Annotated in this window: 26 protein-coding genes, 3 tRNA genes and 1 pseudogene; 22 read left to right on the top strand and 8 right to left on the bottom strand. The window is 66.9% G+C overall.

Going from position 1 to position 23,789, the window contains the following annotated elements; translation table 11 throughout:
- Positions 1-98: 98 nt before the first annotated feature.
- From ABIB26_RS21015 to ABIB26_RS21000, 4 genes and pseudogenes are all read left to right on the top strand, one after another.
- Positions 99-305, top strand: a pseudogene (locus tag ABIB26_RS21015) (AAA family ATPase); the annotation flags it as partial.
- 173 nt (positions 306-478) lie between these two features.
- Positions 479-1,057, top strand: coding sequence for an RNA polymerase sigma factor (locus tag ABIB26_RS21010; protein WP_354247717.1), 579 nt, complete (start codon positions 479-481; stop codon positions 1,055-1,057).
- A 12-nt stretch (positions 1,058-1,069) separates the two neighbouring features.
- A complete protein-coding gene (locus ABIB26_RS21005; RefSeq protein WP_354247715.1) occupies positions 1,070-2,125 on the top strand; it encodes a CU044_5270 family protein in 1,056 nt (351 codons plus the stop codon).
- 113 nt (positions 2,126-2,238) lie between these two features.
- On the top strand, positions 2,239-3,228 hold the full coding sequence (locus ABIB26_RS21000) for a hypothetical protein (RefSeq protein WP_354247713.1): 990 nt from the start codon (positions 2,239-2,241) through the stop codon (positions 3,226-3,228).
- A 267-nt stretch (positions 3,229-3,495) separates the two neighbouring features.
- Here ABIB26_RS21000 and ABIB26_RS20995 read toward each other — a convergent pair whose 3' ends face one another.
- The 5 genes from ABIB26_RS20995 to ABIB26_RS20975 form a co-directional block, all read right to left on the bottom strand.
- Positions 3,496-3,825, bottom strand: coding sequence for a hypothetical protein (locus ABIB26_RS20995; RefSeq protein ID WP_354247710.1), 330 nt, complete (start codon positions 3,823-3,825; stop codon positions 3,496-3,498).
- A 1,030-nt stretch (positions 3,826-4,855) separates the two neighbouring features.
- Positions 4,856-5,776, bottom strand: a complete 921-nt coding sequence (locus tag ABIB26_RS20990; RefSeq protein WP_354247707.1) for a cation diffusion facilitator family transporter — start codon at positions 5,774-5,776, stop codon at positions 4,856-4,858.
- Between the two features lie 10 nt (positions 5,777-5,786).
- Positions 5,787-6,236, bottom strand: coding sequence for a metallopeptidase family protein (locus ABIB26_RS20985; RefSeq protein ID WP_354247704.1), 450 nt, complete (start codon positions 6,234-6,236; stop codon positions 5,787-5,789).
- A 20-nt stretch (positions 6,237-6,256) separates the two neighbouring features.
- Positions 6,257-7,276, bottom strand: a complete 1,020-nt coding sequence (locus tag ABIB26_RS20980) for a DMT family transporter (protein ID WP_354247701.1) — start codon at positions 7,274-7,276, stop codon at positions 6,257-6,259.
- Between the two features lie 100 nt (positions 7,277-7,376).
- Positions 7,377-8,258 (bottom strand): ArgP/LysG family DNA-binding transcriptional regulator, encoded by an 882-nt coding sequence (locus ABIB26_RS20975; RefSeq protein ID WP_354247699.1) that lies wholly within the window; start codon positions 8,256-8,258, stop codon positions 7,377-7,379.
- A 69-nt stretch (positions 8,259-8,327) separates the two neighbouring features.
- Between ABIB26_RS20975 and ABIB26_RS20970 the strand changes: the two genes are divergently transcribed.
- The 4 genes from ABIB26_RS20970 to ABIB26_RS20955 all read left to right on the top strand — a co-directional run bounded on the left by ABIB26_RS20970 (position 8,328) and on the right by ABIB26_RS20955 (position 9,514).
- On the top strand, positions 8,328-8,930 hold the full coding sequence (locus tag ABIB26_RS20970; protein WP_354247696.1) for a LysE/ArgO family amino acid transporter: 603 nt from the start codon (positions 8,328-8,330) through the stop codon (positions 8,928-8,930).
- A gap of 217 nt (positions 8,931-9,147) precedes the next feature.
- Positions 9,148-9,220, top strand: a tRNA-Glu gene (locus ABIB26_RS20965).
- Between the two features lie 96 nt (positions 9,221-9,316).
- A tRNA-Asp gene (locus ABIB26_RS20960) sits at positions 9,317-9,390 on the top strand.
- Positions 9,391-9,438: 48 nt separating this feature from the next.
- Positions 9,439-9,514: transfer RNA gene (locus tag ABIB26_RS20955), tRNA-Phe, on the top strand.
- A 168-nt stretch (positions 9,515-9,682) separates the two neighbouring features.
- On the opposite strand, the gene ABIB26_RS20950 is transcribed toward ABIB26_RS20955, so the two are convergent.
- Complete coding sequence (locus ABIB26_RS20950) at positions 9,683-9,949, bottom strand: GlsB/YeaQ/YmgE family stress response membrane protein (protein WP_354247693.1); 267 nt, start codon at positions 9,947-9,949, stop codon at positions 9,683-9,685.
- Positions 9,950-10,282: 333 nt separating this feature from the next.
- Between ABIB26_RS20950 and ABIB26_RS20945 the strand changes: the two genes are divergently transcribed.
- The 11 genes from ABIB26_RS20945 to ABIB26_RS20895 all read left to right on the top strand — a co-directional run bounded on the left by ABIB26_RS20945 (position 10,283) and on the right by ABIB26_RS20895 (position 18,155).
- Positions 10,283-10,738 carry a hypothetical protein gene (locus tag ABIB26_RS20945; protein WP_354247690.1) on the top strand — a complete coding sequence of 152 codons (456 nt, stop codon included), beginning with the start codon at positions 10,283-10,285 and terminating at the stop codon, positions 10,736-10,738.
- A gap of 259 nt (positions 10,739-10,997) precedes the next feature.
- The gene (locus ABIB26_RS20940; protein ID WP_354247687.1) at positions 10,998-11,459 is read left to right on the top strand and encodes an Asp23/Gls24 family envelope stress response protein; all 462 of its coding nucleotides are present in this window, start codon (positions 10,998-11,000) and stop codon (positions 11,457-11,459) included.
- Complete coding sequence (locus ABIB26_RS20935) at positions 11,456-11,647, top strand: hypothetical protein (protein WP_354247684.1); 192 nt, start codon at positions 11,456-11,458, stop codon at positions 11,645-11,647. The genes ABIB26_RS20940 and ABIB26_RS20935 overlap by 4 nt, the downstream gene beginning before the upstream one ends.
- Complete coding sequence (locus tag ABIB26_RS20930; protein WP_354247681.1) at positions 11,644-12,027, top strand: hypothetical protein; 384 nt, start codon at positions 11,644-11,646, stop codon at positions 12,025-12,027. Before ABIB26_RS20935 ends, ABIB26_RS20930 begins: the two co-directional genes overlap by 4 nt.
- The gene (locus ABIB26_RS20925; RefSeq protein ID WP_502913726.1) at positions 12,024-12,698 is read left to right on the top strand and encodes a DUF6286 domain-containing protein; all 675 of its coding nucleotides are present in this window, start codon (positions 12,024-12,026) and stop codon (positions 12,696-12,698) included. The genes ABIB26_RS20930 and ABIB26_RS20925 overlap by 4 nt, the downstream gene beginning before the upstream one ends.
- Entirely contained in the window at positions 12,695-13,306 is a 612-nt protein-coding gene (locus tag ABIB26_RS20920) for a hypothetical protein (RefSeq protein ID WP_354247678.1), read from the top strand. Before ABIB26_RS20925 ends, ABIB26_RS20920 begins: the two co-directional genes overlap by 4 nt.
- A gap of 219 nt (positions 13,307-13,525) precedes the next feature.
- Positions 13,526-14,812 (top strand): ABC transporter substrate-binding protein, encoded by a 1,287-nt coding sequence (locus ABIB26_RS20915; protein WP_354247675.1) that lies wholly within the window; start codon positions 13,526-13,528, stop codon positions 14,810-14,812.
- Positions 14,813-14,818: 6 nt separating this feature from the next.
- Positions 14,819-15,856, top strand: coding sequence for a carbohydrate ABC transporter permease (locus tag ABIB26_RS20910; RefSeq protein WP_354247672.1), 1,038 nt, complete (start codon positions 14,819-14,821; stop codon positions 15,854-15,856).
- Entirely contained in the window at positions 15,853-16,740 is an 888-nt protein-coding gene (locus ABIB26_RS20905; protein ID WP_354247669.1) for a carbohydrate ABC transporter permease, read from the top strand. The genes ABIB26_RS20910 and ABIB26_RS20905 overlap by 4 nt, the downstream gene beginning before the upstream one ends.
- A gap of 10 nt (positions 16,741-16,750) precedes the next feature.
- Positions 16,751-17,005 (top strand): hypothetical protein, encoded by a 255-nt coding sequence (locus ABIB26_RS20900; RefSeq protein WP_354247666.1) that lies wholly within the window; start codon positions 16,751-16,753, stop codon positions 17,003-17,005.
- 82 nt (positions 17,006-17,087) lie between these two features.
- Positions 17,088-18,155, top strand: a complete 1,068-nt coding sequence (locus ABIB26_RS20895) for a LacI family DNA-binding transcriptional regulator (protein WP_354247663.1) — start codon at positions 17,088-17,090, stop codon at positions 18,153-18,155.
- Positions 18,156-18,183: 28 nt separating this feature from the next.
- Here ABIB26_RS20895 and ABIB26_RS20890 read toward each other — a convergent pair whose 3' ends face one another.
- Positions 18,184-19,119 carry a DUF8083 family protein gene (locus tag ABIB26_RS20890; protein WP_354247662.1) on the bottom strand — a complete coding sequence of 312 codons (936 nt, stop codon included), beginning with the start codon at positions 19,117-19,119 and terminating at the stop codon, positions 18,184-18,186.
- A 28-nt stretch (positions 19,120-19,147) separates the two neighbouring features.
- Positions 19,148-19,954 carry an exodeoxyribonuclease III gene (locus tag ABIB26_RS20885; RefSeq protein WP_354247659.1) on the bottom strand — a complete coding sequence of 269 codons (807 nt, stop codon included), beginning with the start codon at positions 19,952-19,954 and terminating at the stop codon, positions 19,148-19,150.
- 250 nt (positions 19,955-20,204) lie between these two features.
- Here ABIB26_RS20885 and ABIB26_RS20880 point away from each other — a divergent pair, with 250 nt between their 5' ends.
- From ABIB26_RS20880 to mmsB, 3 genes are read left to right on the top strand one after another with little or no spacing between them, the layout of a single operon-like run.
- A complete protein-coding gene (locus ABIB26_RS20880; protein ID WP_354247656.1) occupies positions 20,205-21,704 on the top strand; it encodes a CoA-acylating methylmalonate-semialdehyde dehydrogenase in 1,500 nt (499 codons plus the stop codon).
- Positions 21,704-22,825, top strand: coding sequence for an enoyl-CoA hydratase/isomerase family protein (locus ABIB26_RS20875; protein WP_354247653.1), 1,122 nt, complete (start codon positions 21,704-21,706; stop codon positions 22,823-22,825). Before ABIB26_RS20880 ends, ABIB26_RS20875 begins: the two co-directional genes overlap by 1 nt.
- On the top strand, positions 22,818-23,774 hold the full coding sequence (gene mmsB, locus ABIB26_RS20870) for a 3-hydroxyisobutyrate dehydrogenase (RefSeq protein WP_354247651.1): 957 nt from the start codon (positions 22,818-22,820) through the stop codon (positions 23,772-23,774). Before ABIB26_RS20875 ends, mmsB begins: the two co-directional genes overlap by 8 nt.
- The last annotated feature ends 15 nt before the right edge of the window (positions 23,775-23,789 follow it).

Raw genomic sequence — 23,789 nt, 5'->3', positions numbered from 1 at the left:
CAGCCCTCACAGCCCACCAGATCCGCGACCAGGAATCCCTGGCAGCGTAACCGAAATAAAACGATGAAACTGTCTCAGAAACTTGACGTGCGCACCGCTGGCAGGAACTCGGCCTGACCGTCGACCCCCACGACTTCACCGACGCCGAAGCCATCGCCGCCGTCGCCCGCATCACCAACGGCAACTTCCGGCTCATCCAACGCCTCTTCACCCAGATCACGCGCATCCGCGACATCAACCAGCTCGACAGCATCACCAAGGAAGTCGTCGAAGCGGCCCGCGAAACCCTGCTCATCGGCACCTGACCGCGCCACATAACGCCGCCAAATACACGCCAAATACCGCGGAGAATTACAACGTGAGTCGAAGTTGCAATAGCAGTTGGGACCGTCCAACCAGCGTGGGATCCAGAATCTATTTGAGACGAAATGCTTCTCAAACGACATATGCAGTTATGAAGACCAACACGGAGGCGTCAATGGCAGGTCAGCGAACCGGCCTGGGAGCGTCGATGGGGGCTCCAGCAGGGCAACAGCAATCTGATGCTGCCCTGCTGGAGCAGATCATCAAACGGAATCAGGGTGCGTTCGCGGAGGTCTACGACCGCCACAGCCGTCCCGTGGCCTGGCTGGCGCATTCGTTGGTCCCCGGCCATCTGACGGATGATGTGCTCCAGGGAACGTTCATTACCCTCTGGGACAGTTCCCATCGAATCGCTATGAGCGGCGAATCGCTGCTGCCGTGGCTGATGGGAACTTGCCGGATACACAGCAAAGCGCTCCTCCGCAAGGAACACCGCCACCGCCACGAGGCCACTGATTCGGCCGTGGCTGGCGGGAACGTCGAAGACGAAGCTCTGCACCGGCACCTGATTGCCGCCATCGAAGCCCACATATCGGGCCTCAGTGACCTCGACCAGCAAATCTACCGCCTCTGCATCCACGCAGACCTCAGTTACGACTCCGCCGCGGAGCAACTCGGCATCACTTCCTCCACTCTCCGCAACCGCCTCTCCCGGCTGCGCTCCGGCGTGCGCCGCCGGTTCGGCAGCGACTGAAAGGACAAGACCATGAGCATCATCCCGGATCCTCCGGCACCTACTGCTTCAGACCTTGCACGAAACCGAGCCCAGCTCCTCCAGGAAATCGCGAGGCGTCCCGATGCGCGGCACCGACGCGGGCTCAACCAGCTGATGGCCATGAGCGGCCCGGCACCCACGTTCCGGCGGCCGACCGGCACGCACGGGTCGCCACGGCCCGTTGTCCGGCGCACCGTCCTCCTGGCCGCGGCTGCGGTCGTTCTCGCCGGAGGATTGGTCGCCACGGACGCCGTAAACCTGTTCTGGCGCGCACCGGCCACCGCCGAGGCCGTGGAAGCCCTCAACGGAGCGGCACAGCAAACGATTAACACCTCTGATCCGGTCTTGCGTCCCGGCCAGTCCCTGAAAATTGACACCACGGCCGTTTACGCCGACGAGGGCGACGGCGGTGCGGGGCGGCTGTACTGGCTCGAATCCCAGGACCGCCAGCTTTACGTTCCCTCCGACAGGAGCGGCGACTGGGTGATGAACTTCGAGGCATCGCGCCCAGTCACCTTCTTTGGGGAAGGCACCGAAGCCGCGATCAAGGAAATTGAAGCCCGGACTCCCAAAGGACGGACGGAACGGGGAGACCTGCGGCGGGTAGACGCGCCGTGGTCAGATGAAGAGCTCAACGCCCTGCCGCGGGATCCGGGCAAGCTTCTCGATACGATCCGTGACCAGACGGCAAGTGCGGGAAAATCCGCCGATGACCGGGCGATGGTCTGGATTTCCGACCGACTGCGGGTAGGCACGATCCCCGCGGATCTCAGAGCATCCCTCTACCGTGCGGCCGCTCTCATTCCCGGCGTCACCCTGGTCGACCGTCAGGCGACCCTGGATGGGAGAACCGGCATCGCCATCGGGCGTGTGGACCGCAGCGATAATAACCGGCACGAAATCATCGTGGATCCGGGCAACGGCCAGTTCATCGGCGAGAGGGTGGTGGATCTGGATGGATACGGTGCAATCCCGCCAGGAACGGCAACCGCATGGACAGCAGTGAAGACCTCGGTAGTGGACACCGCCCCCGCACCCGCTCCATGACCTAGCACGAACCATACGCCGCCATCTGCCGATCCACAGCAGAATCAGCGACACACCCCTTCGGCAGCGACAGACACAAAGACATTCAAGACCCACGGCACGGAAAGGCGGAGATGAGTCAGACGCTCGTGAAGATCGCAGCCCGATGGCTGTTGTGCCTGATGCTTGCCGTCGCCGCAGCCATTCGTGCCGTGGGCCTGGTCAACAGCACCATCGCCGGCCCGCAGCAGCCCGTCCGCGACTACCTGGGCGCCCTGCAAAAAGGCCACGGAGGAAAGGCGCTGGGCCTGCTGCACGCGACAGTCCCGCCAGGTAATGCCGCCATGCTTGACGGGACGGCCCTGCAGACCGCCACGTCACGGATCGCCAACGTGAAAGTCGGGGACGCCGAGGAGCGCCCGGGAAACCAGGTCATGGTGCCCATGGAGTACACCATCGAGGGCAGCCCGCTACGCACCGAGTTTCTCCTGCAGGAGACGGGGAGGGAATGGCTGTTTTTCAACACCTGGCCTTTCGCGCCCTCAGCGCTGCCCACCGTGGACGTCACCGTCGTCAACGCCGCCCAGGCCACCGTCAACGGGATACCGGTGAACATGCCCAATGGCAGGAATTCCTTTGCCGTGTTCTACCCGGGCGAGTATGAGGCCACCCTGGTCGGTGAACACTTCACCGCCCCGGCCCGCCGTGCCACCGTGTCTGCGCCGGACGAGCCCGTGGGGCTCAATCTGCTGACTGTTGCCGCCGAGAAGCTGAAGACCGACGTCGGGACCAAAACCCGGGAATACCTGGACAGCTGCGCGGCGGCAGCGAGCAAAGAGCAACGGCTCCAGCCGGAGTGTCCGTTCTATCACGTCACCAATAACCGGGTGGTTCCCGGCAGCATCAAATGGGCCGTCAGCGCCTATCCCGAGATCAGCATCGAGCCCTTCGACGGGCGCTGGGTGGTTTCTCCGCTGGATGGCAAGGCCAGGGTCACCGGAAGCCAGATTGACCTCTTCACGGGCACGGTGTTTCCCTTGGACGAAGAGCTGGATTTCAGTTTCACCACCCGCCTCGACATCGCCCCGGACGCCATCCGGGTCACTCCCCTGCTGGCCTACTAGGCCGGTCGAAGGTATACGGCACGCCCTACGATCAGAAGTCACGGGCTCCCGGCATCGGTGTGTCCGGTCGCTGCGCGTACCTTGATTCGGTTTGAGCTGACTTTCGTGGCGTCTCAACCGCTTTGATGCTTGACCAGTTGCGGGCTTGGTTGTTTACCGGCGTCAATGACCAGACGAAGAGTGCGGCGGCCGCAGGTGGTGCGATGAAGGCGGCCATCGTCACCAGGTTGAGTCCGATAATCGAACCGGCGAAGCCGAGCGCCGCTGTCACCCCGATGCGGAGTGAGCGCCCTCCGGGAATGAGTCGTCCGAAGGCAACGCAACCGCGAAGCCCATCAGTGATGCTGCAGCAAGGATAAGCGGCCACTGGGTGGGATGCCCGGCCCCGAGAAGTTGGGCGGCCGCTTCCACGACGAGACTTGCGCAACAGAGGAGGGCCGACCAGTGCATGACGCTGCCAAAACGCGGGGTAAGCACCATCCCGGCGGCGATGGCCGCAGGGATGGCTGCCAGTGCGCCGGCGGCCAGGCCGAGGTTCATGGCGTGGGTGGAATCGGTGACCATTGGTGCCCAGTTACTGCCGGTGAGGGCAAACACTGCGCACCCAAGTCCCACAATCAAGGTCACCAGCGCGCCTGCGCCAGCTGCAGCGTCCCTCCGCCGAGTCCAAGCTGCCGTCAGTCTCGGCGGGGACGGCCGCGCTGCTACCCGAACAGTCTCACGCGGTACTGCCGGGTGCTTCGCAGTGCTCAGTCGCAGAGCCACGACAAGCAGCGCGGCAGCACCAAGTGTGCCGATCATTTGTGCCAGCAGCGTCAGTGCGCCGAGGACAAGCGCCAATGGTGCTGCCAGTACAGTACTTTGCGCGAGGCGGATGGGCAGAGAGCGCCGTTTAGTCAGCACCGAGCTGACCGGTGCAACGAGGCAGATCGTGCCCGCAATCCACGCGAGGATGAGGAATAAGAGGGTGGACGATCCAAACCAGCTGCGACCGAGACCCGCATCAGCTTCGTCAAAACCTACCGACCAACTCGCTGCCACGAGGGCCGCCAAACCACACGCCGGTATGGCGCCAGCCGCGGTGGACAATGCCGCCGGGGCGGAGAGCCGTCCAGCTCGATATAGGAGCACGACGGCGGAGAGGGCTAATGCGAGTGGTCCGATGAACACTGCCAACAGGAGCCGGACAAAGCCTGCTCCGGGGAGCATTATCGCGTTGCTCAACAACAGCCCGGTGGCACCTATGAACGCGATCAAGGCTGTCGCAGCGAAACCCGCGGCCCAGCGATGCGTTGCCCTCTCGCCCAGTCCTTGGGCCCGGAGGGACCATGCTTCCGGAATGGACGGGCGGGCCATGCCTCGGTCGCTGGCGTGCTGTTCGAGATTATCGAGCACGATACTTCCGTGCTCCTCGCGCCAGGACCGCGGATACCAGCGCAACAGCCGGGCATACCGACGCCGTCGATAATCGCTCATCGCGCACGCAGGATGGCGTAACCGTGCTGACGTCCGCCGGCGAGGGCCGTGAGGATCCAAAAGGTAACTTCGGTCATGCTCGGGAATATACCCATGATGGGAATATATGGACAGCTGAAATGTCCCCGACCCTGGGTTGAGCCATGGCACGTCAGGCGTGCTGGCGGGCCTCGTGCTCCGCGTGGGTGGCTGGTTCCAGCTGGAACGTGCAGTGTTCGGTGTCGAAGTGTGAGCCCAGGCAGGTGACGAGTTTGTCCAGCACGCGGTCGGCGCCGCGGGCGCCCAGGGCTGCGTCTGCCACCACCACATGGGCGGAAAACACCGGCACTCCGGAGGTGATGGTCCAGATGTGGATGTCGTGGACGGAAACCACCCCTTCCACGGCCAGGATGTGTTCCCGGATCAGCTGCACGTCCACGCCCTTGGGGGTGGCTTCGAGGAGCACGTCCACGACGTCGCGCAGCAGGTGCCAGGCTCGGGGAAGGATCATGAAGGCGATGACAATCGAGGCGATGGTGTCCGCTGCCTCGTACCCGGTGACCATGATGACAATTGCGGCGACGATCACGGCAAAGGACCCGAGCAGGTCGCCCAGCACCTCGAGGTAGGCGCCGCGGACGTTGAGGCTTTCCTTCTGGGCGCCGCGGAGGATCAGCAGCGAGACCAGGTTGGCCACGGCGCCAAGGACGGCGGCGGCCAGCATGACGTCGGTCCGCACCTCGGGAGCCGAGCCGAGCCGCCGGATGGCCTCGGTGAAGATGACCACCGCGATGACGATCAGGACCAGGGCGTTGGCCAGCGCCGCGAGGACTTCGGCGCGCTGGTAGCCGTAGGTGCGCTGGTCGCTCGCCGGACGGGTGGCGATCCAGGCGGCCAGCAGGGCGATGAAGACGCCGGCGGCGTCGGACAGCATGTGCCCGGCGTCGGCCAGCAGCGCGAGTGAACCCGACACCAGGGCCCCGACGATCTGGACCAGCACCACGGCGAGGGTGATGCCGAGGACGGCGACCAGGCGCTGCCGGTGCTTCCCGGTCGCTGTGATGCCGTGTGAGTGGCTGTGGTCGTGTCCCATGCCTACAAGGCTATCCCCAGCCGAGCTCGTGCAGGCGCTCGTCGCTGATGCCGAAGTGGTGCGCAATCTCGTGCACCACCGTGACGGTGACCTCCTCGGTCACGTCCTCGCGGGAGCCGCAGATGTCCAGGATGGGCTGTCGGTAGATGGTGATGCGGTCCGGCAGCGAGCCGGCGTCCCACCAGGAGTCCCGTTCGGTCAGCGGCACGCCCTCGTAGAGGCCCAGCAGCACCGTCTCCGGGTCCTCTCCCGGCCGCGGCGTGTAGTCGTCCTCGATGAAGATCGCCACGTTGTTCATGGTCTTCGCCAGCTCCGGCGGGATCCCGTCCAGGGCGTCGGTCACCGCGGCTTCGAATTCGGTTTCCGACATCGGGAACGGCATTGAACCGCCGTCGCCGTCGCTGTCACCGTCCGGGTCATCCGGGACGATGGGCAGGCCGGGCGGCAGTGAAGGGGGCATAGCTGAACTGTAACGCTGAATCAGCGGGACCGGCGCCGGGTCAGCCCGACGCCGACGAGGCAGATGACGCCGCCCACCAGGCCCCAGATCGTGGGAATCTCGCCCAGCACCAGCCAGGAGATCAGGATGGTGGTGCCCGGCACCAGATACGTGGTGGCCGCAAGCCGCCCGGCGTCGATCAGCGAGAGGGCGTACGCCCAGGTGGTGAAGGCGATGGCGGTGGGGAAGACGCCCAGGTACACGAGTCCGAGCGTGGCCGGCAGCGGTGCGGCCTGAAGTTCGGTGAGAAGCTGGCCGCTGAAGGGCAGGCAGCAGACGGCGCCCACCATGATGCCGAACCACGTGGCCTGGGCTGCGGGGAATTTCCGCAGCACCGGCTTCTGCACGATCACGCTGACGGCGGCGAGGGCCGCGGCGAGGAGGCACAGCAGCACCCCGGCGACGTCCGCCGTCGACCGCTGCCCGGAACCGAGCGCGATCACGGCGACCCCGCCGAACGCGACCAGGCTGCCGATGATCAGCCAGCGCGGGAAGCCCTCCTTCAGGATCAGCCCGGCCATGACCGCGACGAGGATCGGATTGACGTTGATCAGCAGGGCGGCGGTCCCGGCGTCGAGCAGGTGTTCCGCGGCGTTCAGGGCGACGTTGTAGCCGCCGAACCACATGACGCCGTAGGCCAGGATGGGCCACCACTCGCGGCCCTGGGGCAGCATGCTCCTTTTCCGGAGCTGTGGCAGCACCACGAGGCCCAGCACGACGGCGGCAACCGCCAGCCGCCCGAGCGTCAGGGGGCCGGGGGAGAAGCTGGGGCCCACGGCGCGGATGCCTACGAAGGCGGACGCCCAGAGCACCACGGTGACCACGACGGCGGCGATGCCGAGCCTGCTGATCCGGCCGGGCGGGAGCGGCGGTTTCGGGGATGTGGGGGTGGGAGCATGCGGCGGCACTTCGTGGGTGCTGTCCGGCTGCGTCTTTTCCCGGGTCTTGTCCCGGCGGGTGCTGTCCGGGGTGGGGGAGCCTGTCTCGGCGGTTGTTGCCATGCTGCAAATCTAGTCCGTGCGGCGCCCGCCCGGCTGGCGGAAATCGGTCACTTCTAGTCGAGTTCCTGCCAGCTGCCTGCCAGCCAACGGGCCATCGGCGTCACCGGAGCACGCGCGCCGCGTCCTGGATGGCCGAGGCCACCTCATCGAGTGCCGCCGATCCATACCGCCACTGCTGCCAGTGCAGCGGCACATCGAGGTAGCTCGAGGGGGCCAGGGCCGTCAGCCGCCCGTGTTGCAGGTGTTCCGTTGCTTCGATCTCCGGGAGTAGACCCCAGCCCATTCCCAGCCGGATGGCTTCGCCGAATTCGTGGGCGGCGGGGACGTAGTGCCGCGGCGGCTGGAGGAGTTTCCGGCTGGATCTGCGCAGGTAGCGGTCCTGCAGATCGTCCTTGCGGTCGAAGTGGATGACCGGCGCCTTGGCGAGCGATTCCGCCGTCGCGCCGGCGTCGAACCACAGCCGGGCGAAGTCCGGGCTGCAGACCGGCAGGTAGCGCATCGCGCCCAGCCGGCGGGACGAACAGCCGGGCGCGGCTTTGGCCGTGGTGGTGATGGCTGCGGCGGCTGCCCCGCTGCGCAGGAGCTCCAGCGAATAGTCCTGGTCCTCGCGCAGGATTTCGAGCTGGACCGTGCCGGCCACCGCGGCGAGGCCGGCCAGCGCCCAGGTGTGCAGCGAATCGCTGTTGATCACCAGGGTCAGCCGGACTCCGGAGTGAGGGGCGCCGGGCTGGAGTTCCTCGGCCAGATCGGCGGAGAGCATGTCCAGTTGCCGGGCGAAGCGCACCACGGCTTGCCCCGAGGGAGTGAGTTCGACCGGACGCGTTCTTCGCAGTACCGGGCGGCCGACGGCTGCCTCAAGGGCACGGACGCGTTGGCTGACGGCCGAGGCGGTGACCGACAAGTGGCTGGCTGCGGCGTCGAAGCTTCCATGGGCGACGATAGCCGCCAGTGTCCGGGCCTGGTCGGGGTGAATATCGATCATTAGCTGATCTTATGTTGAAGCAGAATAATTAACTGGTTTCATGGCTTTCCTGCGCCTAGCGTTGAGCGGGTGATCCTCTCCGCGTTTTCCGGCCTCGCAAGTGGGCTGTCCCTTATTGTCGCCATCGGTGCCCAGAATGCCTTCGTGCTCCGCCAGGGCATCCTGCGTTCCCACGTCGTCCTGGTTGTCGCCGTGTGTGCGGTGTCGGACCTCGTGCTGATCGTGCTGGGTGTGGCCGGCATTGGCGTCCTCATTGAGCGGGCGCCCGCGGTTCTCGTCGTCGTGCGCTGGGCAGGTGCCGCCTTTCTCCTGGTCTATGGACTTCTCGCTGCCTCCCGTGCCATCCGCGGCGCAGAGCCGGCCCAGCCCGGAGCCCGCCACGGCGGCACGCGGCTGGCAGCCCTGGGCACCTGCCTGTCCCTGACCTGGCTGAACCCGCACGTCTACCTGGACACCGTCTTGCTGCTGGGATCCCTGGCCGGCACCCACGGCGCGGAAGGGCGCTGGTGGTTTGCCGCCGGAGCCGGCCTGGGCAGCGTCGCCTGGTTCGCTGCGCTCGGGGCCGGCGCGCGGTTCCTCGCACCGCTGTTCCAGCGGCGGAACGCATGGCGCGTGCTCGACGCCGGCATTGCCGTGGTCATGATCAGCCTCGCGGTGATGCTGGTCGCCTGAGCCCCGCCGGGCGCCTGGGGTGCCGGGCGCCGGGCGCGCCGGGCGCCCGGCGTGCCGCGGTGGCTTTCGTGGGCGGCCGGCCGATTTTGGATAATCCGGGGGTCTGCCCTTATAGTTTTATAGTCCAGTTCGGAGGAACCCGAAAGGACAGAAACGGAAGGCTTCGGCCCTAAATTTTTGCCCTTGTTTTTCGCGTGTTTAGCCGGATGGCGTCCTGGCCCCCATCGTCTAGCGGCCTAGGACACCGCCCTTTCACGGCGGCGGCACGGGTTCGAATCCCGTTGGGGGTACGCAAGGAACTGGTCAAGCCGGGGGTCAAAGTCTGGTAGGCTAAAGGCCTTGAAAAATTGCGGTAGCGATACTGCAGAGAAGCAAGAATATAGCAAGGCCCTGTAGCGCAGTTGGTTAGCGCGCCGCCCTGTCACGGCGGAGGTCGCGGGTTCAAGTCCCGTCAGGGTCGCTCTGATTGCCGGAAGAAATTCCGGCTGTCATGGTGACATGTCACCTAGGCTCTGTAGCTCAGTTGGTAGAGCGTTCGACTGAAAATCGAAAGGTCACCGGATCGACGCCGGTCGGAGCCACCAGCTAGAACCCCGCAGTCCCCAGTGTTTACACGGGAACTGCGGGGTTTTTTCGTTGCGGTTGGACACCCGAATTCAGCGCCCGCTACGGCCGCGCCATCGCCGCCGCGGACGAGTCCACGAGGGAAGACAGCAACGATCGATCACGCAGACCCTGCGTCGGGGGGCCTCCTACGCCCTGCTTCTGCGGCCGGCAACGGCGCCATAAATCAGGAGGACAATGACGGCTCCGAGGATGGCGAGGAGCCAGGTCCGCAGATCAAAGAAGTCACCGAGGCCTCCACCGAAGATCAACGAACCGATCCAGCCGCCGAGGATTGCTCCCACGACACCCAGAACGAGTGAGACCACCCAGCCGCCTCCCTGCCGGCCGGGAAGGATCGCCTTGGCGATGGCTCCTGCGATAAGCCCGAGGATGAGAAATGCGAGAATACCCATGACTGTACGTCCTTTCGGTAGACCGGTCGTGGAATGCGGCCGTAACCACGATTTAATCAGCATGCTTAGTGGCATGCAATACCCTGCACCCAAAGGGCCGACGAAGGTCCGTGAGCGCTCATCACGCGCCGTAGTTCGCTCAGCAGATCAGGATGGAAGTCGTACTCCCGGAGACGTCCCCGCAGCGCTTGCTGTGTTGCTCGTACGAGACGGTCAGGCGAGTCTTCACCGCGGACCGGGCTAGACTCGCACGCTGGGGAAAGAACGCCAATGCCGCCGGCTGCACCACCGGGCCGGCGGTGCAATCTCAACCGGAAAAGTGATTCCTGAAACGTGAACATTAAGAACATTGCACGCCCTCTGACCGTAACCGCCCTCTTCGCCGCCCTGGCGCTCACCTCCTGCTCCGCGCCGGAAGGCGGCAGTTCGCCGTCGGCCGCGGCCGCCAGCGCCGCTCCCTCCTCTGTGGCGCCGAGCCCCAGCAAGTCATCCGGACCCTATGGCGACTTCCCGACCGCGGCGGAAGCCTGCGCCACGATTTCAGAACAGGCCACCGGCGCCACCCTGCTGCCGCTCTCGGCGGCGCAGGGAAAGACAGCCGAGCTGGAACAGTCCAAGACGGAACTGAGCCGGACCGCGGAGCGGGCTCCGGACAGCGTCAAGGCCGACTTCGCCAAGCTCACCCAGGTGGCGGTCGCCGGCGTGAAGGACCAGACCGTCTTCTCCAGCGGCAAGCTCCAGGAGGCCATGGCCCCGGTGCAGGGCTGGCTCGCTGCCAACTGCACCTAGACTGCCCGGAACCTCCTCGACAAGGCCATCGCACCCATTGATGCCTGGCTCCAGGCCCACTGCTGACGGCCCTGCGCCTGGAGCCCGGCCGCTGGAGCCCGGCCGCTGGAACCAGGCCACTGGAACCCCGCTCCTGGTGCCCCGCGTCCTGACAACCGGTACCGGTCCTTCCCGACTTTGTGGCCGTCCCGCAGCATGCTGCCACCTTGTCGCAGGCAGGGGCTAGGGTTGGTCTCAAAGAGATTAGGGGGAGTGCCTCATGGAATACCCGAATTCCGAGCCCATGGCGGGTTCCGTTCCGGAGCTGCCCGCCGCCGCGCCGGGAGGCGGCGGACGCACCATCATTTCCGAGGCCGCCGTCGCGAAGGTTGCCGGGATCGCCGCCCGCTCGGTTCCTGGCGTCTATTCCCTTGGCTCCGGCCCGTCCCGCGCCCTCGGGGCCATCCGCGATGCCGTCGGCAGTTCGGACCACGCCGCTGGCGTCCGCGCCGAAGTGGGCGAAACCCAGGTGGCCGTGGACATCGACCTCGTCGCGATCTACGGCACACCCCTCCATGCCCTGGCGGACCAGATCCGTGCCGCCGTCTACGCGGCCGTTGAGGAGCTGGTGGGGCTGCAGGTCATTGAGGTCAACATCGAGATCCATGACGTGTACGTGCCCGGCCCGGTAAAGCCGCCGGCGCCCGGTGAAGCCCGGCCTATGAGGGAGGCAATCCAGTGAATCTGACCGTTGTTGGGATCGCAGCCGGCGCCTTCCTGGCGTTCATGTCCTTCCAGTTTGGCGCGTGGGGATTCCTCGGCGCCTTGCTGTTCATGGGCATCGGAGCCCTGCTGGGCCGTGCAGCGGAAGGGAAACTGGACCTGCGCAGCGTGCTCGACGCCCTCACGGGCCGGCGCTCCTCCTCATGAGCAGCACGGCTGGGGCGGCGGCCCACGGCGGGGCGCTTGCCGGCCACAACCGGATCAGCACCCAGGCCCTGACCAGCGTGGCACGGGCAGCCGCGGCAGAGGCCCTCGGCGTGCCGCCGCAGGACGTGCGGGCCGAGTGGTCCGACGACGACGGCCTGCTGGCGTTGTCCCTCGTCACCCCGATCACCATGCCCTCGCTGCCGGCAGTCCTCCGGGACCCCGGCCGGGTGGCAGGTTTCGGCGGCTCCATCTGGGACCGGACCGTGGCCGCCAAAGCCACCATCCTGCGGCGCGTGACGGAGCTGAGCGGCGCCCAGCTGAGCCGGGTGGACATCCGGATCAGCGGTGCCAGCGTCAGGGAAGGGGGGCGGGTCCGGTGAGCCACGATACGGATCGCAGGAACCCCGGGCACGGCGCAGGCCTGGGCGATCCCGACCCCGGGACCCCGGCCGGGACAGGGACCCCGGCGGTGACTGGAGCCGCGGGCATGGACTGGATCCTCAAGCGCGAAACCCGTTCCTCACGGGCCGTGGCAGCCGTCATCGCCGCCGTCCTGGTGATGGTGCTGTGCGGCTACGCCCTCCTGGAAACAGCAGTCCGCGCCGTCGGGCAGCCGCCATGGCTCGTGGATCCGGAAACCGCCGCGGAGCAGTTCGTGGCGCTCCCCAGCGGGGTCCCGCCGCTGCTGCTCGGCGCCCTCGGTGCTGTGCTGGTCATGGTCGGTTTGTTTTTCTTCCTCAATGCCGTGCTGCCAGGCCGCAGGGCCCGCCACCTGCTGCGGGACCGCCGCGCCGCCGTCGTGGTGGACGACGAAGTGATCGCCTCCGCGCTGGCGCGCCGGGCGCGGCTGGCCGCCAACGTGACGCAAGAACAGGTGATGGTGATCGTGTCGCGAAGCCGCGTACTCGTCAATGTCCGCCCTACCTCCGGGGTCCCGCTGAGCGCGGATGCCGTGCTGGCGGCGGTCCAGGACGAACTCCGGGAGATGGGGCCGTCCCCGATGCCGGAGGTCCGGATCACTGTGGCCTCGGCGGGAGTGATCGGCGCATGAACGGCACCCCCAGACTCCTCAACCGGATCCTGATCGGCATTCTGGGAATCAAACTCCTGGCCATCGGCACGCTGCTGATCCTGCTGGTCACCGTGCCGGCCGTCGCCTCCTGGTGGCGGGTCTGGTCCGCCGGGGCCTGGAGCAACTGGCGTGACCTCTTCGGGCGCACGCGTTTCCCCGGCCGCCAGGAGAGCTGGCTGTGGATTGTGCTGGTGGTGCTGCTGCTGGTAGTGATCGGGGCCATGGTGGCCTGGGCCGCCCAACAGGGCAAGGGCCGGGCCAACCTGCTCGTGGCCGAAGAGGATCCGGGCGAGGTGCCCGGCAACGTCCGGATCGGCAACGGGGTCGCCGAGCAGGCGCTCCGGGCAGCGCTGGCCGACCGTCCGGACCTCGCCGGAGCCACTGTCACCACCTATGAGGTCCGCGGCGAACCGGCCCTGAAGATCCGGGTGCAGCCACGCCAGGGCGTGGCCCCGCATACGCTGGCGGCCGAAGTGTCGGCCCTCGTTGAGGCGCTCGACGCGGTGCTCGGCAAACGCACCCCCGTGCTCATCCACATCGGTTCGGGAGCGCGGTCCAGGTTCGGCAGGGCCGAACGCGTCCGCTGAGGCGCTGGTGAAGTTTGTTATACGTTCGCGTCCGGTGCCGCACCGGCCCAGTCCCTGCCGGTAGCGCCGGAGTGGGCCGGGCAACGGCCGGCGTGACCTGCATCTCCTTTTGATAAAGAGTCATGTAAACGCTTGCATTCCGCACCGCATGGTGATTACTGTGATGGTCACCACACCAACAGCACCGCTTTTTCCGGTACTCAGCGAGGAGCCCCCAGTATGAAAACCCCTAAGTTCCTACTTCCAGTAGCCACGGCAGGCGTTCTGGCCCTGACCCTGTCAGCCTGTGGTGGCGGAGGGGGCGGCGGCTCCAGTGCCGGTGGTGCCGGCGGCGACGCCGCGCAGGGTCTGGATGGGCGTGGCCCCATCACCTACGTTCAGGGCAAGGACAACAGCAACGTGGTCCGTCCGCTGATCGAAAAGTGGAACACGGCCCACCCGAACGAGAAGGTCACGTTCAAGGAGCAGACGGACAACGCCGACCAGCAGCATGACGACCTTGTCCAGCACTTCCAGGCCAAGGACGCCGGCTACGACGTCGCGACCGTCGACGTCGTCTGGACCGCAGAATTCGCCGCCAAGGGCTGGCTGCAGCCGCTCAAGGACAAGATGGCGCTGGACACCTCGGCCATGCTGAAGCCCACCGTCGAGGCCGCCTCCTACAAGGGCACGCTGTACGCCGCCCCGCAGAACTCCGACAGCGGCATCCTGTACTACCGCAAGGACCTCGTCCCCACGCCCCCGAAGACCTGGGACGAGATGATGGGCATGTGCTCCGTTGCCACGGCCAACAACATCGGCTGCTACTCCGGCCAGTTCAAGAAATATGAAGGCCTCACGGTCAACGCCTCCGAGGCGATCAACTCCGCCGGCGGGTCCGTGCTGGACAAGGACGGCAAGCCCAGCCTGAACACCCCCGAGGCAAAGGCAGGCCTCGGGAACCTGGCCAAGGCCTACGCGGACGGGAACATCCCGAAGGAGGCCATCACCTTCCAGGAAGAGGAAAGCCGGCAGGCGTTCCAGGACGGCAAGCTGCTGTTCCTGCGCAACTGGCCCTACGTCTATAACCTGGCCACGACTGAAGGCTCCTCGAAGGTCAAGGATGTCCTGGGAATGGCGGCCCTCCCGGGCAAGGACGGACCGGGCGCATCGTCGCTCGGCGGCCACAGCGCGGCGGTCAGCGTCTACTCGAAGAACAAGGCCACGGCACTGGACTTCCTGAAGTTCCTCACCTCCGAGGAAACCCAGAAGTTCTACGCCACCCAGGGTTCGCTCGCCCCGGTGCTCGGCGCGCTCTATGACGACCCGGAACTTGTCGCCAAGCTGCCGTACCTGCCGGTGCTGAAGACCTCCATCGAGAACGCAGTGCCGCGCCCTGTCACACCGTTCTACCCGGCGGTCACCAAGGCCATCCAGGAGAACGCCTACGCAGCGATCAAGGGTGAGAAGGCAGTCGACGCCGCACTGTCTGACATGCAGAAGTCCATCGAAACCCAGTCCAAGTAGCCAGCCATGGCAACCGAATTGGGCCCGACGCCGGTAAAGGATCCGGCGTCGGGCGGGACTGAGATCCATCACGCACCCAAGGGTGTGGGGGAAGACAACGCTGTTGCGAGCCAGGGCCGGTGGGCGGCCTGGCTGCTGGCCCCCACCGTTCTCGCGCTCGCGACCGTCATTGTCTACCCGATCGTCAGCGCCATCGTCATGTCCTTCCAGAAGGACGCCGGGCTGGACCCCGCCACCGGCCTCTTCACCGAGGGCGGCCCGGCCGGCATCTCGAACTACGTCAACTGGATTGCCCAGCAATGTGCCGCTCCGGGCGGCGGAACCCTGGCCTGCCCGCCGGGAACACTCGGTGCGCAGTTCTGGTCCGCCACAGCCACCACCTTCTTCTTCACGGTGGTCACCGTGGCGCTGGAGACCGTGCTGGGGTTCTGGATGGCGATCATCATGGCCCGGACCTTCAAGGGCCGCAGCCTGGTCCGCGCCGCCGTCCTGGTGCCGTGGGCCATCCCCACCGCCGTTACCGCCAAGCTGTGGCTGTTCATCTTCGCCTTCGAAGGCATCGCCAACAAGCTCTTCAACACCACCATCCTGTGGACCGGCAGCGAATGGCCGGCCAAATGGGCAGTGATCATCGCGGATACCTGGAAGACCACTCCGTTCATGGCGCTGCTGATCCTTGCCGGCCTGCAGATGATTCCCGCGGAAGTGTACGAGGCAGCCAAGGTCGACGGCGCCTCAGCCTGGCAGCGGTTCCGGCTGATTACCCTGCCGCTGGTGAAGCCGGCGCTGATGGTGGCCATCCTCTTCCGCACCCTGGATGCGCTCCGCATGTTCGACCTCCCGTACATCCTGACGGGCGGAGCCAACAACACCACCACGCTCTCGATCCTGGTGATCAACCAGATCAGGCAGGGCTTCAACGCGGCCGCGGCATTGTCCACCATCACGTTCATCATCATCTTTCTTGTCGCTTTCATCTTCGTGCGCTTCCTCGGGGCGAACGTCGTGGAACAGAGCGGCGCCACCGGTAAGGGGAAGAAATGACCGCCGCGACCGAGCTGCGCGCAGAGCAGGACCGGGGACGGAAGACCGCCCAGAACCGCGAAAAGCTGGCCCAGGGACGCACGTACATCAGCGCCGCAGTGATCCTGATCTGGTGCCTGGCTCCGGCCTACTGGATGGTTGTGACGGCGTTCCGCGACGTCGGCTTCACCTACGACACCTCGCTGCTGCCGACCCACGTGACGCTGGACAACTTCAAGACGGCGTTCGACACATCGTTCGGCAACCGCTTCGGACAGGCGCTGCTTAACAGTGTGTTCATCGGCGTCGTGGTCACCCTGGTTTCGCTGCTGATCGGCGTGTTTGCCGCCTACGCGCTTGCCCGGTTGAACTTCCGGTTCAAGTACCTCGTGCTGGGCTTCATCCTGGGCGCCTCGATGTTCCCGGGCGTCGCCCTCATCACGCCGTTGTTCCAGCTGTTCACCAACATCGGCTGGATCGGCACGTACCAGGCGCTGATCATCCCGAACATCTCGTTCGTGCTGCCGCTGACCGTCTACACCATGACGTCCTTCTTCCGGGAGATGCCCTGGGAGCTGGAGGAATCGGCGCGGGTGGACGGCTGCACGCAGGGACAGGCGTTCCGGAAGGTCATCATGCCGTTGGCGGCGCCGGCCATCTTCACCACGGCCATCCTGGCGTTCATCTCCTCCTGGAATGAATTCCTGATCGCCAGCCAGCTCTCCAGCGACGCGACCCAGCCGGTCACCGTGGCCATTGCCAGCTTCGCCGGGGCACAGCCCAACCAGGTCCCGTACACGGCGATCATGGCTGCGGGCACCATTGTGACCATTCCACTGGTCATCCTGGTGCTGGTGTTCCAGCGCAAGATCGTGGCCGGCCTGACGGCCGGCGCGGTCAAGTGACGGCTGCGTCATGACCGGCAAGCGGAACCAGGGCCACGTGGCCGGGGTGCACCGCAAGGTACGTTCCGGGGAGGACTTCGACATCATTATCGGTTTCCTCGGCTTCTGGGCCATGGTGCTGCTGGCGGTCACCGTCTGGATGGAGGTGACCGCCCAGCCTGCCCTTGGCTGGGCTTTGGGTCTGCTGGCGAGCCTGGCCGTCCTGTACGGAATGATCAGATTGCGACGGCGGCTGCCCGGCCGTACGGCCGCCCGACGCCGCTGAGGGCGGGAGTGCTGTGAAAGGTCCGGAAGCCGCCCGGGCGGCGAGCTCGGTCGATCCCGCGGATAGCCGACAAGGGGACACGGTGGTACGGACAAATGCGAGGGCCCAGCGCGGCGGCCACTCTGGCGTCAGCATTGAGGACGTGGCAGCTGCGGCAGGAGTCTCCACGGCCACCGTGTCCCGGGCGGTCCGCGGCCTGCCCAGGGTTTCACCGGCCACCCGGGAGAAGATCCTGGGCATCGCTGAAGCCCTGGGCTACGTGGCCTCCTCCTCGGCTTCCGGCCTGGCCACGGGGCGCACCAGGACCATCGGGGTGCTGGCACCTTTCGTCAGCCGCTGGTTCTTCTCCAAGGCGATTGAGGGCGCGGACCGGGAACTGCACGCCCGCCAGTACAACCTCTCCCTTTTCAATCTGGGCGGCCACGGAAGCAACCGTGAGCGGCTCTTCAGCAAGACCATGGTCTACAAGCAGATCGACGCACTCCTGGTCCTCTGTATGGCCCTGACGCACGAGGAAATCCAGCATCTCCAGAAGATCGACATCCCGCTCGTCATCGTGGGCGGACATGTGGAGGACTGCCCCTACATCGGCATTGACGATTACGCCGCAGCCGCCACGGCCGTGCGCCACCTCATTGGTCTCGGGCACCGGGACATCGCCGTGCTGCACGGCGATGACGAGACCGACCTGAACTTCGACGTCCCGAGGGTCCGGATCAGGGCCTTCCAGGAAGTGATGGCCGAAGCCGGGCTGGCGGTCCGTCCGGAGTGGGACGAGTGGGGGGATTTCACCGTGCGCAGCGGGCAGGACGCGTTCAACCGGCTCTGGGAGCGCCCCGGTCCGAAGCCCACCGCCATCTTCTGCGCTTCGGACGAGATGGCCATGGGAGTGATTTTCGAGGCGAACCGGTTGGGGGTCCGGGTTCCGCAGGACCTCTCCGTGATCGGAATCGACAACCATGACTTCGCCGAAGCCATGGGTCTCACCACGGTGGGGCAGAGCCCCGACGAACAGGCCGAGCTGGGGACGAAAATGCTGCTGGACGAGCTCGACGGCATGGCCGGCGCCGTCCGCTCGACCATTGCGCCGCACCGGCTGATTGTCAGGCGTACGACGGCGCCGCCGCGGTCCGGGGACCCGGCCGCCTAGGAGGCGGCGGCGAGTTCGGGACGGCTGATCAGGAGGCGCGTGCGAGCTGCCGGATGGGGATCCAGCGGGACGCCAGCCGGCGGTACGCTGCGGCCGCGCCGGTCATATCGCCCTCGGCCAGGCACTCGATGCCCAGCCTCACATCGAGGGGGGAGTCGTCCGGGTAGACCTTGTCCGCCACCGCACCGTAGTCGAGTTCCACCACGGAGCCCGGGTGGAAGAGCTCGAGCCATTCGGTGAGCTGGGTCAGGTCCTCGAGCATGTCCAGGTCCGGGGCGGCCAGTGCCAGATGAGCCACTGCATAGCGGACCCTCTCCAGCGCTTCGCGGATGCCGGCACGGATCCGCACGGTGACGATATGCCCCTCGGATTCCACCACGTCTGTGGGGTCCGATTCCTGGAACAGGCAGAACCAGCTGAACGGAATGCCCCAGGTCGATGCCCGGGTGTGGACCCGGCCCAGTCCGGCGTGCGCCCGCACCTCATCGATGCGTTCCTGGTGCTTGTCGCGCTGCTCTTCCGGGATCAGCAGCTGGGCCAGGGGTCCGTGGATCCCCTCCATCAGGGCGTTTGCGGCGAGCCCGGCGCGGAGCACCAGCTGGCTCGGGCAATACAGCAGCCTGTCCGGGGCGCCGCCGTCGGACGGCGCAGCGCCGGTGCCGGCTTCGGTGCCGGCACCCGCGGCGGACGGGGCGGGGTGGGCCGTGCCGCCCGGGGGCGGTGCGGCGACAACCCGGACCAGGTCGGTCCGTCCGGTGGGGAACGGGTCCCCGCCGGCGCGGGTGATCCGGCCGAGGGAGGCGAGCAGTTCGGCGTTTTCAACCGCCGCACGGGACGCGCCCCGGGCCCCGGCCGTCCGCAGGGTGTCCTGCTGGTCCGCCGGGTAGGCTTCCAGCGGCTCATAGATCCGCAGCGCGGAAGAGAACGGCAGCCCGGTCTGCCCCCGGTAGAGGTTTCCCGTCATCGGAGCACGCTTCGGCGGTCCGGAGTCATCAGTCGCTCAGCTCCACGATGACCGGGGCGTGGTCCGAGGCGCCCTTGCCTTTGCGCTCCTCCCGGTCGATCGCCGCGCCGGTGACGCGTGCGGCCAGGGCCGGGGAGGCCAGGACGAAGTCGATCCGCATGCCTTCCTTCTTCGGGAAGCGCAGCTGGGTGTAGTCCCAGTAGGTGTAGACGCCGGGGCCCGGGGTGTACGGGCGGGCGGCGTCCTGGAATCCGGCGTCTTCGAAGGCGTGGAAGGCCGCCCGTTCCGGCGGACTGACGTGGGTGAGGCCCTCGGCACGGAAATAGTCGATGTCCCAGACGTCGTCGTCCTGCGGGGCGATGTTCCAGTCGCCCATCAGCGCGATCTGTGCTTCGGGATCATCCTTGACCCAGCCCTGGGCCTGCGTCTTCAGCGTGTCCAGCCAGCTCAGTTTGTAGGGCATGTGCTCGTCGTCGAGGGCCCGGCCGTTGGGCACGTAGAGGCTCCAGACGCGGATGCCGCCGCAGGTGGCGCCGATTGCCCGGGCCTCCTGCACGGCGTCTTTGCCGCTCTTGCCGAAGACCGGCTGGTCCATGAAGGTCCGTTCCACGTCGGCAAGGCCCACCCGGGAGGCAATCGCGACGCCGTTCCACTGGCTCAGGCCGTAGTGCGCCACCTCATAGCCCATGCTCTCGAACAGCTCCCACGGGAAGTTGTCGTCCTTGCACTTGGTTTCCTGGATGGCCAGGACGTCGCAGTCGGTGCGCTGAAGCCAGGCTTCCACACGGTCGGCTCGGGCGCGGAGGGAGTTCACATTCCAAGTAGCAATCTTCACAGTCCCTAACTTACCGAACTTGGCTGCCGGGCGTGGCTGCCGCCGGTCGCCGGCCGGCGCCCACCCGGGGCACTTTGGCGCGGACACGCCGTCGGAGAGGCCCGTACCGGCCGGGCCAGTGCCCAAAGTGCCCCCGACGGCGGTGCTGCGCGGCGCCGGAACCCGCACCGGCTCTCTGGAAATTAGTAGGAAGTCCGAGTATATTCAGCTGCAGAGATGATCTGGATCACATGCAAAGGAGCATTCGGCCATGGTTCGCGAACTATCCCATTACATTGACGGTCAGCGGGTGGAGGGCACCTCGGGGCGCTTCGGTGACGTCTACGATCCCTGCACCGGCGAAGTCCAGGCCAGGGTGCCGCTGGCCAGCGCCGGGGAAGTGCGCAACGTGATTGCCAGTGCGGAAAAGGGCCAGCTTGAATGGGCCGCCATGAACCCGCAGCGGCGCGGCCGGATCCTGCTCAAGTTCGTCGACCTCGTCAACGAGAACATGGACCAGCTCGCCACCCTGCTGTCCTCCGAGCACGGCAAGACCTTCCCGGACGCCAAGGGTGACATCCAGCGTGGCATCGAAGTCGTGGAGTTCGCCGCCGGCGCCCCGCACCTGCTCAAGGGCGAGTTCTCGGACAGCGCCGGGACCGGCATCGATGTGCACTCGATGCGCCAGCCGCTCGGTGTTGTTGCCGGCATCACGCCGTTCAACTTCCCGGCGATGATCCCGCTGTGGAAGTCCGGCCCGGCCCTCGCCGCTGGCAACTCCTTCATCCTCAAGCCCTCCGAACGGGATCCCTCCGTGCCGCTCCGCCTGGCGGAGCTCTTCACCGAGGCGGGCCTGCCCGACGGCGTCTTCAACGTGGTCAACGGGGACAAGGAAGCCGTGGATGCGCTGCTGGAGGACCCCCGGGTCCAGGCGATCGGCTTCGTCGGCTCCACGCCCATCGCCCAGTACATCTACGCCACCGCCGCGGCGAACGGGAAACGCGCCCAGTGCTTCGGCGGCGCGAAGAACCACATGGTGATCATGCCGGACGCGGACCTGGACATGGCCGCGGATGCCCTGATCGGGGCCGGCTTCGGCTCCGCCGGCGAACGCTGCATGGCCGTCTCGGTGGCCGTGCCGGTGGGCAAGGCCACCGCCGACGCGCTCGTCGCCAGGCTGCAGGAGCGGATGAAGACCCTCAAGGTGGGCCACAGCCTGGCCAGGGACTCGGACTTCGGCCCAGTGGTGGCACCCGCCGCCAAAGAGCGTATCGAGGGCTACATCGCCTCCGGCGTCGAGGAAGGCGCCAGCCTCGTGACCGACGGCCGCGGACTGAAGGTGGAGGGCTACGACGGCGGTTTCTGGGTGGGACCCACGCTCTTCGACAACGTCACCAAGGACATGAAGATCTACAAGGAAGAGATCTTCGGCCCCGTGCTGAGCGTGCTCCGCGCGGAGGACTACGACGAAGCCCTCCGGCTCTGCAGCGACCACGAATTCGGCAACGGCGTCGCGATCTTCACCCGCGACGGAGACGCCGCACGCGACTTCGCGAGCCGGGTCCAGGTGGGCATGGTGGGCATCAACGTCCCCATCCCGGTGCCGATCGCCTACTTCAGCTTCGGCGGCTGGAAGGCCTCGGGGTTCGGGGACCTCAACCAGCACGGCGCCGACGCCTTCCGGTTCTACACCAAGACCAAGACGGTCACCACGCGCTGGCCCTCGGGCATCCGTTCCGGCAGCAGCTTCGTGATGCCGGAAGGCAGCTGATGGCGGGGAAGCACGCCGAGGAAGTCTCCGAGCCGGCCGCCGAGGTGCTGTTCGACGAAGTTCTCTTTGAAAAGCGCGGCCGCCTCGGCATCGTCACCCTGAACCGGCCCGCGGCGGTCAACGCGCTCACCGCGGGCATGGCCTCCGCCATGCTGAAGCAGCTTAAACGCTGGGCCGACGACGACGCCGTGGCCGCCGTGCTGGTCCGCGGCGCCGGCGGGCGGGGCCTGTGCGCGGGCGGGGACATTGTGGCCATCTACCGGGACATGCTCGACGGCGGCCATGCCACGGCGGACTTCTGGGCGGAGGAGTACCGGCTGAATTCCCTCATCTCCGGGTACCCCAAACCTTATGTGGCGTTCATGGACGGCCTGGTCCTCGGCGGCGGCGTGGGCATTTCCGCGCACGGCTCGGTCCGGATCGTCACCGAACGCACCCGGATGGGCATGCCCGAAACCACCATCGGCTTCGTGCCCGACGTCGGCGGGACCCTGCTGCTCTCCCGTTCGCCGGGGGAGTCCGGCACCCACGCCGCCCTCACCGGCGCGCACCTGAGCGGTGCCGACGCGCTGTTCCTCGGGCTGGCGGACCACTTCGTGGCGTCCGGACGCCTGGCTGAACTGGCGGTGGCGCTGGAGAGTGAGACGGCGGACGCCGCCGTCGGACGCTTCACGGAACAGGCTCCACCCTCGGCGCTGGCGCAACAGCAGGAGTGGATTGACGCCTGCTACTCCGGCGACGACGCCGAAGAGATCCTGCGCCGGCTGCGTTCCTTTGAGGGAGAATCGGGCGGAGAAGGGGCCCGGGAAGCCGCCGGGGCGGCCGACACGATCGCGGCCAAGTCGCCGACCGCCGTGAAGGTGGCGCTGGAATCCCTGCGGCGCGTCCGTGGGCTGAGCCTGGAGGAGGCCCTCGGGCAGGAGTACCGGGTGGGCCTGCGCTTCCTGGCCGGCCCCGACTTCCGTGAGGGCATCCGGGCCCAGGTGGTGGACAAGGACCGCACTCCGCACTGGCAGCCCGCCACGCTCGCGGAGGTCAGCCGCGACGACGTCGAGTCCTACTTTGCCCCGCTGGGCGGCCGCGAACTCAAACTGGCTTCAAAGGAGAGTGACCATGTCTGAAAAACTACGGGCTGAAGAACTACGGGCTGAAACAGGGCAGAACGCCGGCTCCATCGCGTTCCTCGGCCTGGGCCACATGGGCGGACCGATGGCCGTCAACCTGGTCAAGGCTGGCTACGCCGTGACCGGGTTCGACGTCGTACCGGCGGCGATCGACACCGCCCAGGCGCATGGCGTCGCGACCGCGGCCACTGCTGCCGAAGCGGTGGCCGGTGCCGCCGTCGTACTGACCATGCTGCCCAGCGGCAAGCACGTCCTGGATGCCTACCGCGGCACGGGCGGGCAGCCCGGGCTGCTGGCGACTGCGCCGGCCGGCACGCTGTTCCTGGACTGCTCCACCATCAACGTGGACGAGGCCCGTGAGGCTGCCGGGCTGGCCGTCGCCGCCGGCCACCGCTCCGTGGACGCCCCGGTGTCCGGCGGCGTTGTGGGGGCCGAGGCCGGCACCCTGACGTTCATGGTCGGAGCGCTGCCGGAGGACTTCGAGGCGGTGCGGCCGATGCTTGAAGTCATGGGCAAGCGCGTGGTCCACTGCGGGGAGCACGGCGCGGGACAGGCGGCAAAAATCTGCAACAACCTGATCCTCGGGGTCTCCATGATTGCGGTCAGCGAGGCCTTCGTTCTCGGTGAGAAGCTCGGGCTGACGCACCAGGCACTGTTCGACGTCGCCTCCGCGGCCTCGGGACAGTGCTGGGCGCTGACCACCAACTGCCCCGTGCCGGGGCCGGTCCCCACGAGCCCCGCCAACCGGGACTACCAGCCCGGATTCGCGGGTGCACTGATGGCGAAGGACCTCAAGCTGGCGCTCAACGCCCTCGAAAGCACCGGCGTCGCCGCCCGGCTGGGACCGCTTGCCTCCGAAATCTACGATACTTTTGCCGCAGAGGGCGGTGCCGGCCGGGACTTCTCCGGCATCATCACGGACATCCGGGACAAGTCCGCGCACTAGCGGCCGGCCCACCAG

This window comes from Arthrobacter sp. UYEF20 (genome assembly GCF_040546335.1).
Classification (GTDB): Bacteria; Actinomycetota; Actinomycetes; order Actinomycetales; family Micrococcaceae; genus Arthrobacter.
This window is presented reverse-complemented; position numbering and strand designations above follow the sequence as displayed.

What these genes read in the sequence shown, in the direction of transcription:
- ABIB26_RS21010 (WP_354247717.1), top strand. Translation starts at nt 479, where the DNA reads ATGGCAGGTCAGCGAACCGGCCTGGGAGCGTCGATGGGGGCTCCAGCA.
- ABIB26_RS21005 (WP_354247715.1), top strand. Translation starts at nt 1,070, where the DNA reads ATGAGCATCATCCCGGATCCTCCGGCACCTACTGCTTCAGACCTTGCA.
- ABIB26_RS21000 (WP_354247713.1), top strand. Translation starts at nt 2,239, where the DNA reads ATGAGTCAGACGCTCGTGAAGATCGCAGCCCGATGGCTGTTGTGCCTG.
- ABIB26_RS20990 (WP_354247707.1), bottom strand. Translation starts at nt 5,776, where the DNA reads ATGGGACACGACCACAGCCACTCACACGGCATCACAGCGACCGGGAAG.
- ABIB26_RS20985 (WP_354247704.1), bottom strand. Translation starts at nt 6,236, where the DNA reads ATGCCCCCTTCACTGCCGCCCGGCCTGCCCATCGTCCCGGATGACCCG.
- ABIB26_RS20980 (WP_354247701.1), bottom strand. Translation starts at nt 7,276, where the DNA reads ATGGCAACAACCGCCGAGACAGGCTCCCCCACCCCGGACAGCACCCGC.
- ABIB26_RS20975 (WP_354247699.1), bottom strand. Translation starts at nt 8,258, where the DNA reads ATGATCGATATTCACCCCGACCAGGCCCGGACACTGGCGGCTATCGTC.
- ABIB26_RS20950 (WP_354247693.1), bottom strand. Translation starts at nt 9,949, where the DNA reads ATGGGTATTCTCGCATTTCTCATCCTCGGGCTTATCGCAGGAGCCATC.
- ABIB26_RS20940 (WP_354247687.1), top strand. Translation starts at nt 10,998, where the DNA reads ATGGAATACCCGAATTCCGAGCCCATGGCGGGTTCCGTTCCGGAGCTG.
- ABIB26_RS20930 (WP_354247681.1), top strand. Translation starts at nt 11,644, where the DNA reads ATGAGCAGCACGGCTGGGGCGGCGGCCCACGGCGGGGCGCTTGCCGGC.
- ABIB26_RS20920 (WP_354247678.1), top strand. Translation starts at nt 12,695, where the DNA reads ATGAACGGCACCCCCAGACTCCTCAACCGGATCCTGATCGGCATTCTG.
- ABIB26_RS20915 (WP_354247675.1), top strand. Translation starts at nt 13,526, where the DNA reads ATGAAAACCCCTAAGTTCCTACTTCCAGTAGCCACGGCAGGCGTTCTG.
- ABIB26_RS20910 (WP_354247672.1), top strand. Translation starts at nt 14,819, where the DNA reads ATGGCAACCGAATTGGGCCCGACGCCGGTAAAGGATCCGGCGTCGGGC.
- ABIB26_RS20905 (WP_354247669.1), top strand. Translation starts at nt 15,853, where the DNA reads ATGACCGCCGCGACCGAGCTGCGCGCAGAGCAGGACCGGGGACGGAAG.
- ABIB26_RS20900 (WP_354247666.1), top strand. Translation starts at nt 16,751, where the DNA reads ATGACCGGCAAGCGGAACCAGGGCCACGTGGCCGGGGTGCACCGCAAG.
- ABIB26_RS20890 (WP_354247662.1), bottom strand. Translation starts at nt 19,119, where the DNA reads ATGACGGGAAACCTCTACCGGGGGCAGACCGGGCTGCCGTTCTCTTCC.
- ABIB26_RS20880 (WP_354247656.1), top strand. Translation starts at nt 20,205, where the DNA reads ATGGTTCGCGAACTATCCCATTACATTGACGGTCAGCGGGTGGAGGGC.
- ABIB26_RS20875 (WP_354247653.1), top strand. Translation starts at nt 21,704, where the DNA reads ATGGCGGGGAAGCACGCCGAGGAAGTCTCCGAGCCGGCCGCCGAGGTG.
- mmsB (WP_354247651.1), top strand. Translation starts at nt 22,818, where the DNA reads ATGTCTGAAAAACTACGGGCTGAAGAACTACGGGCTGAAACAGGGCAG.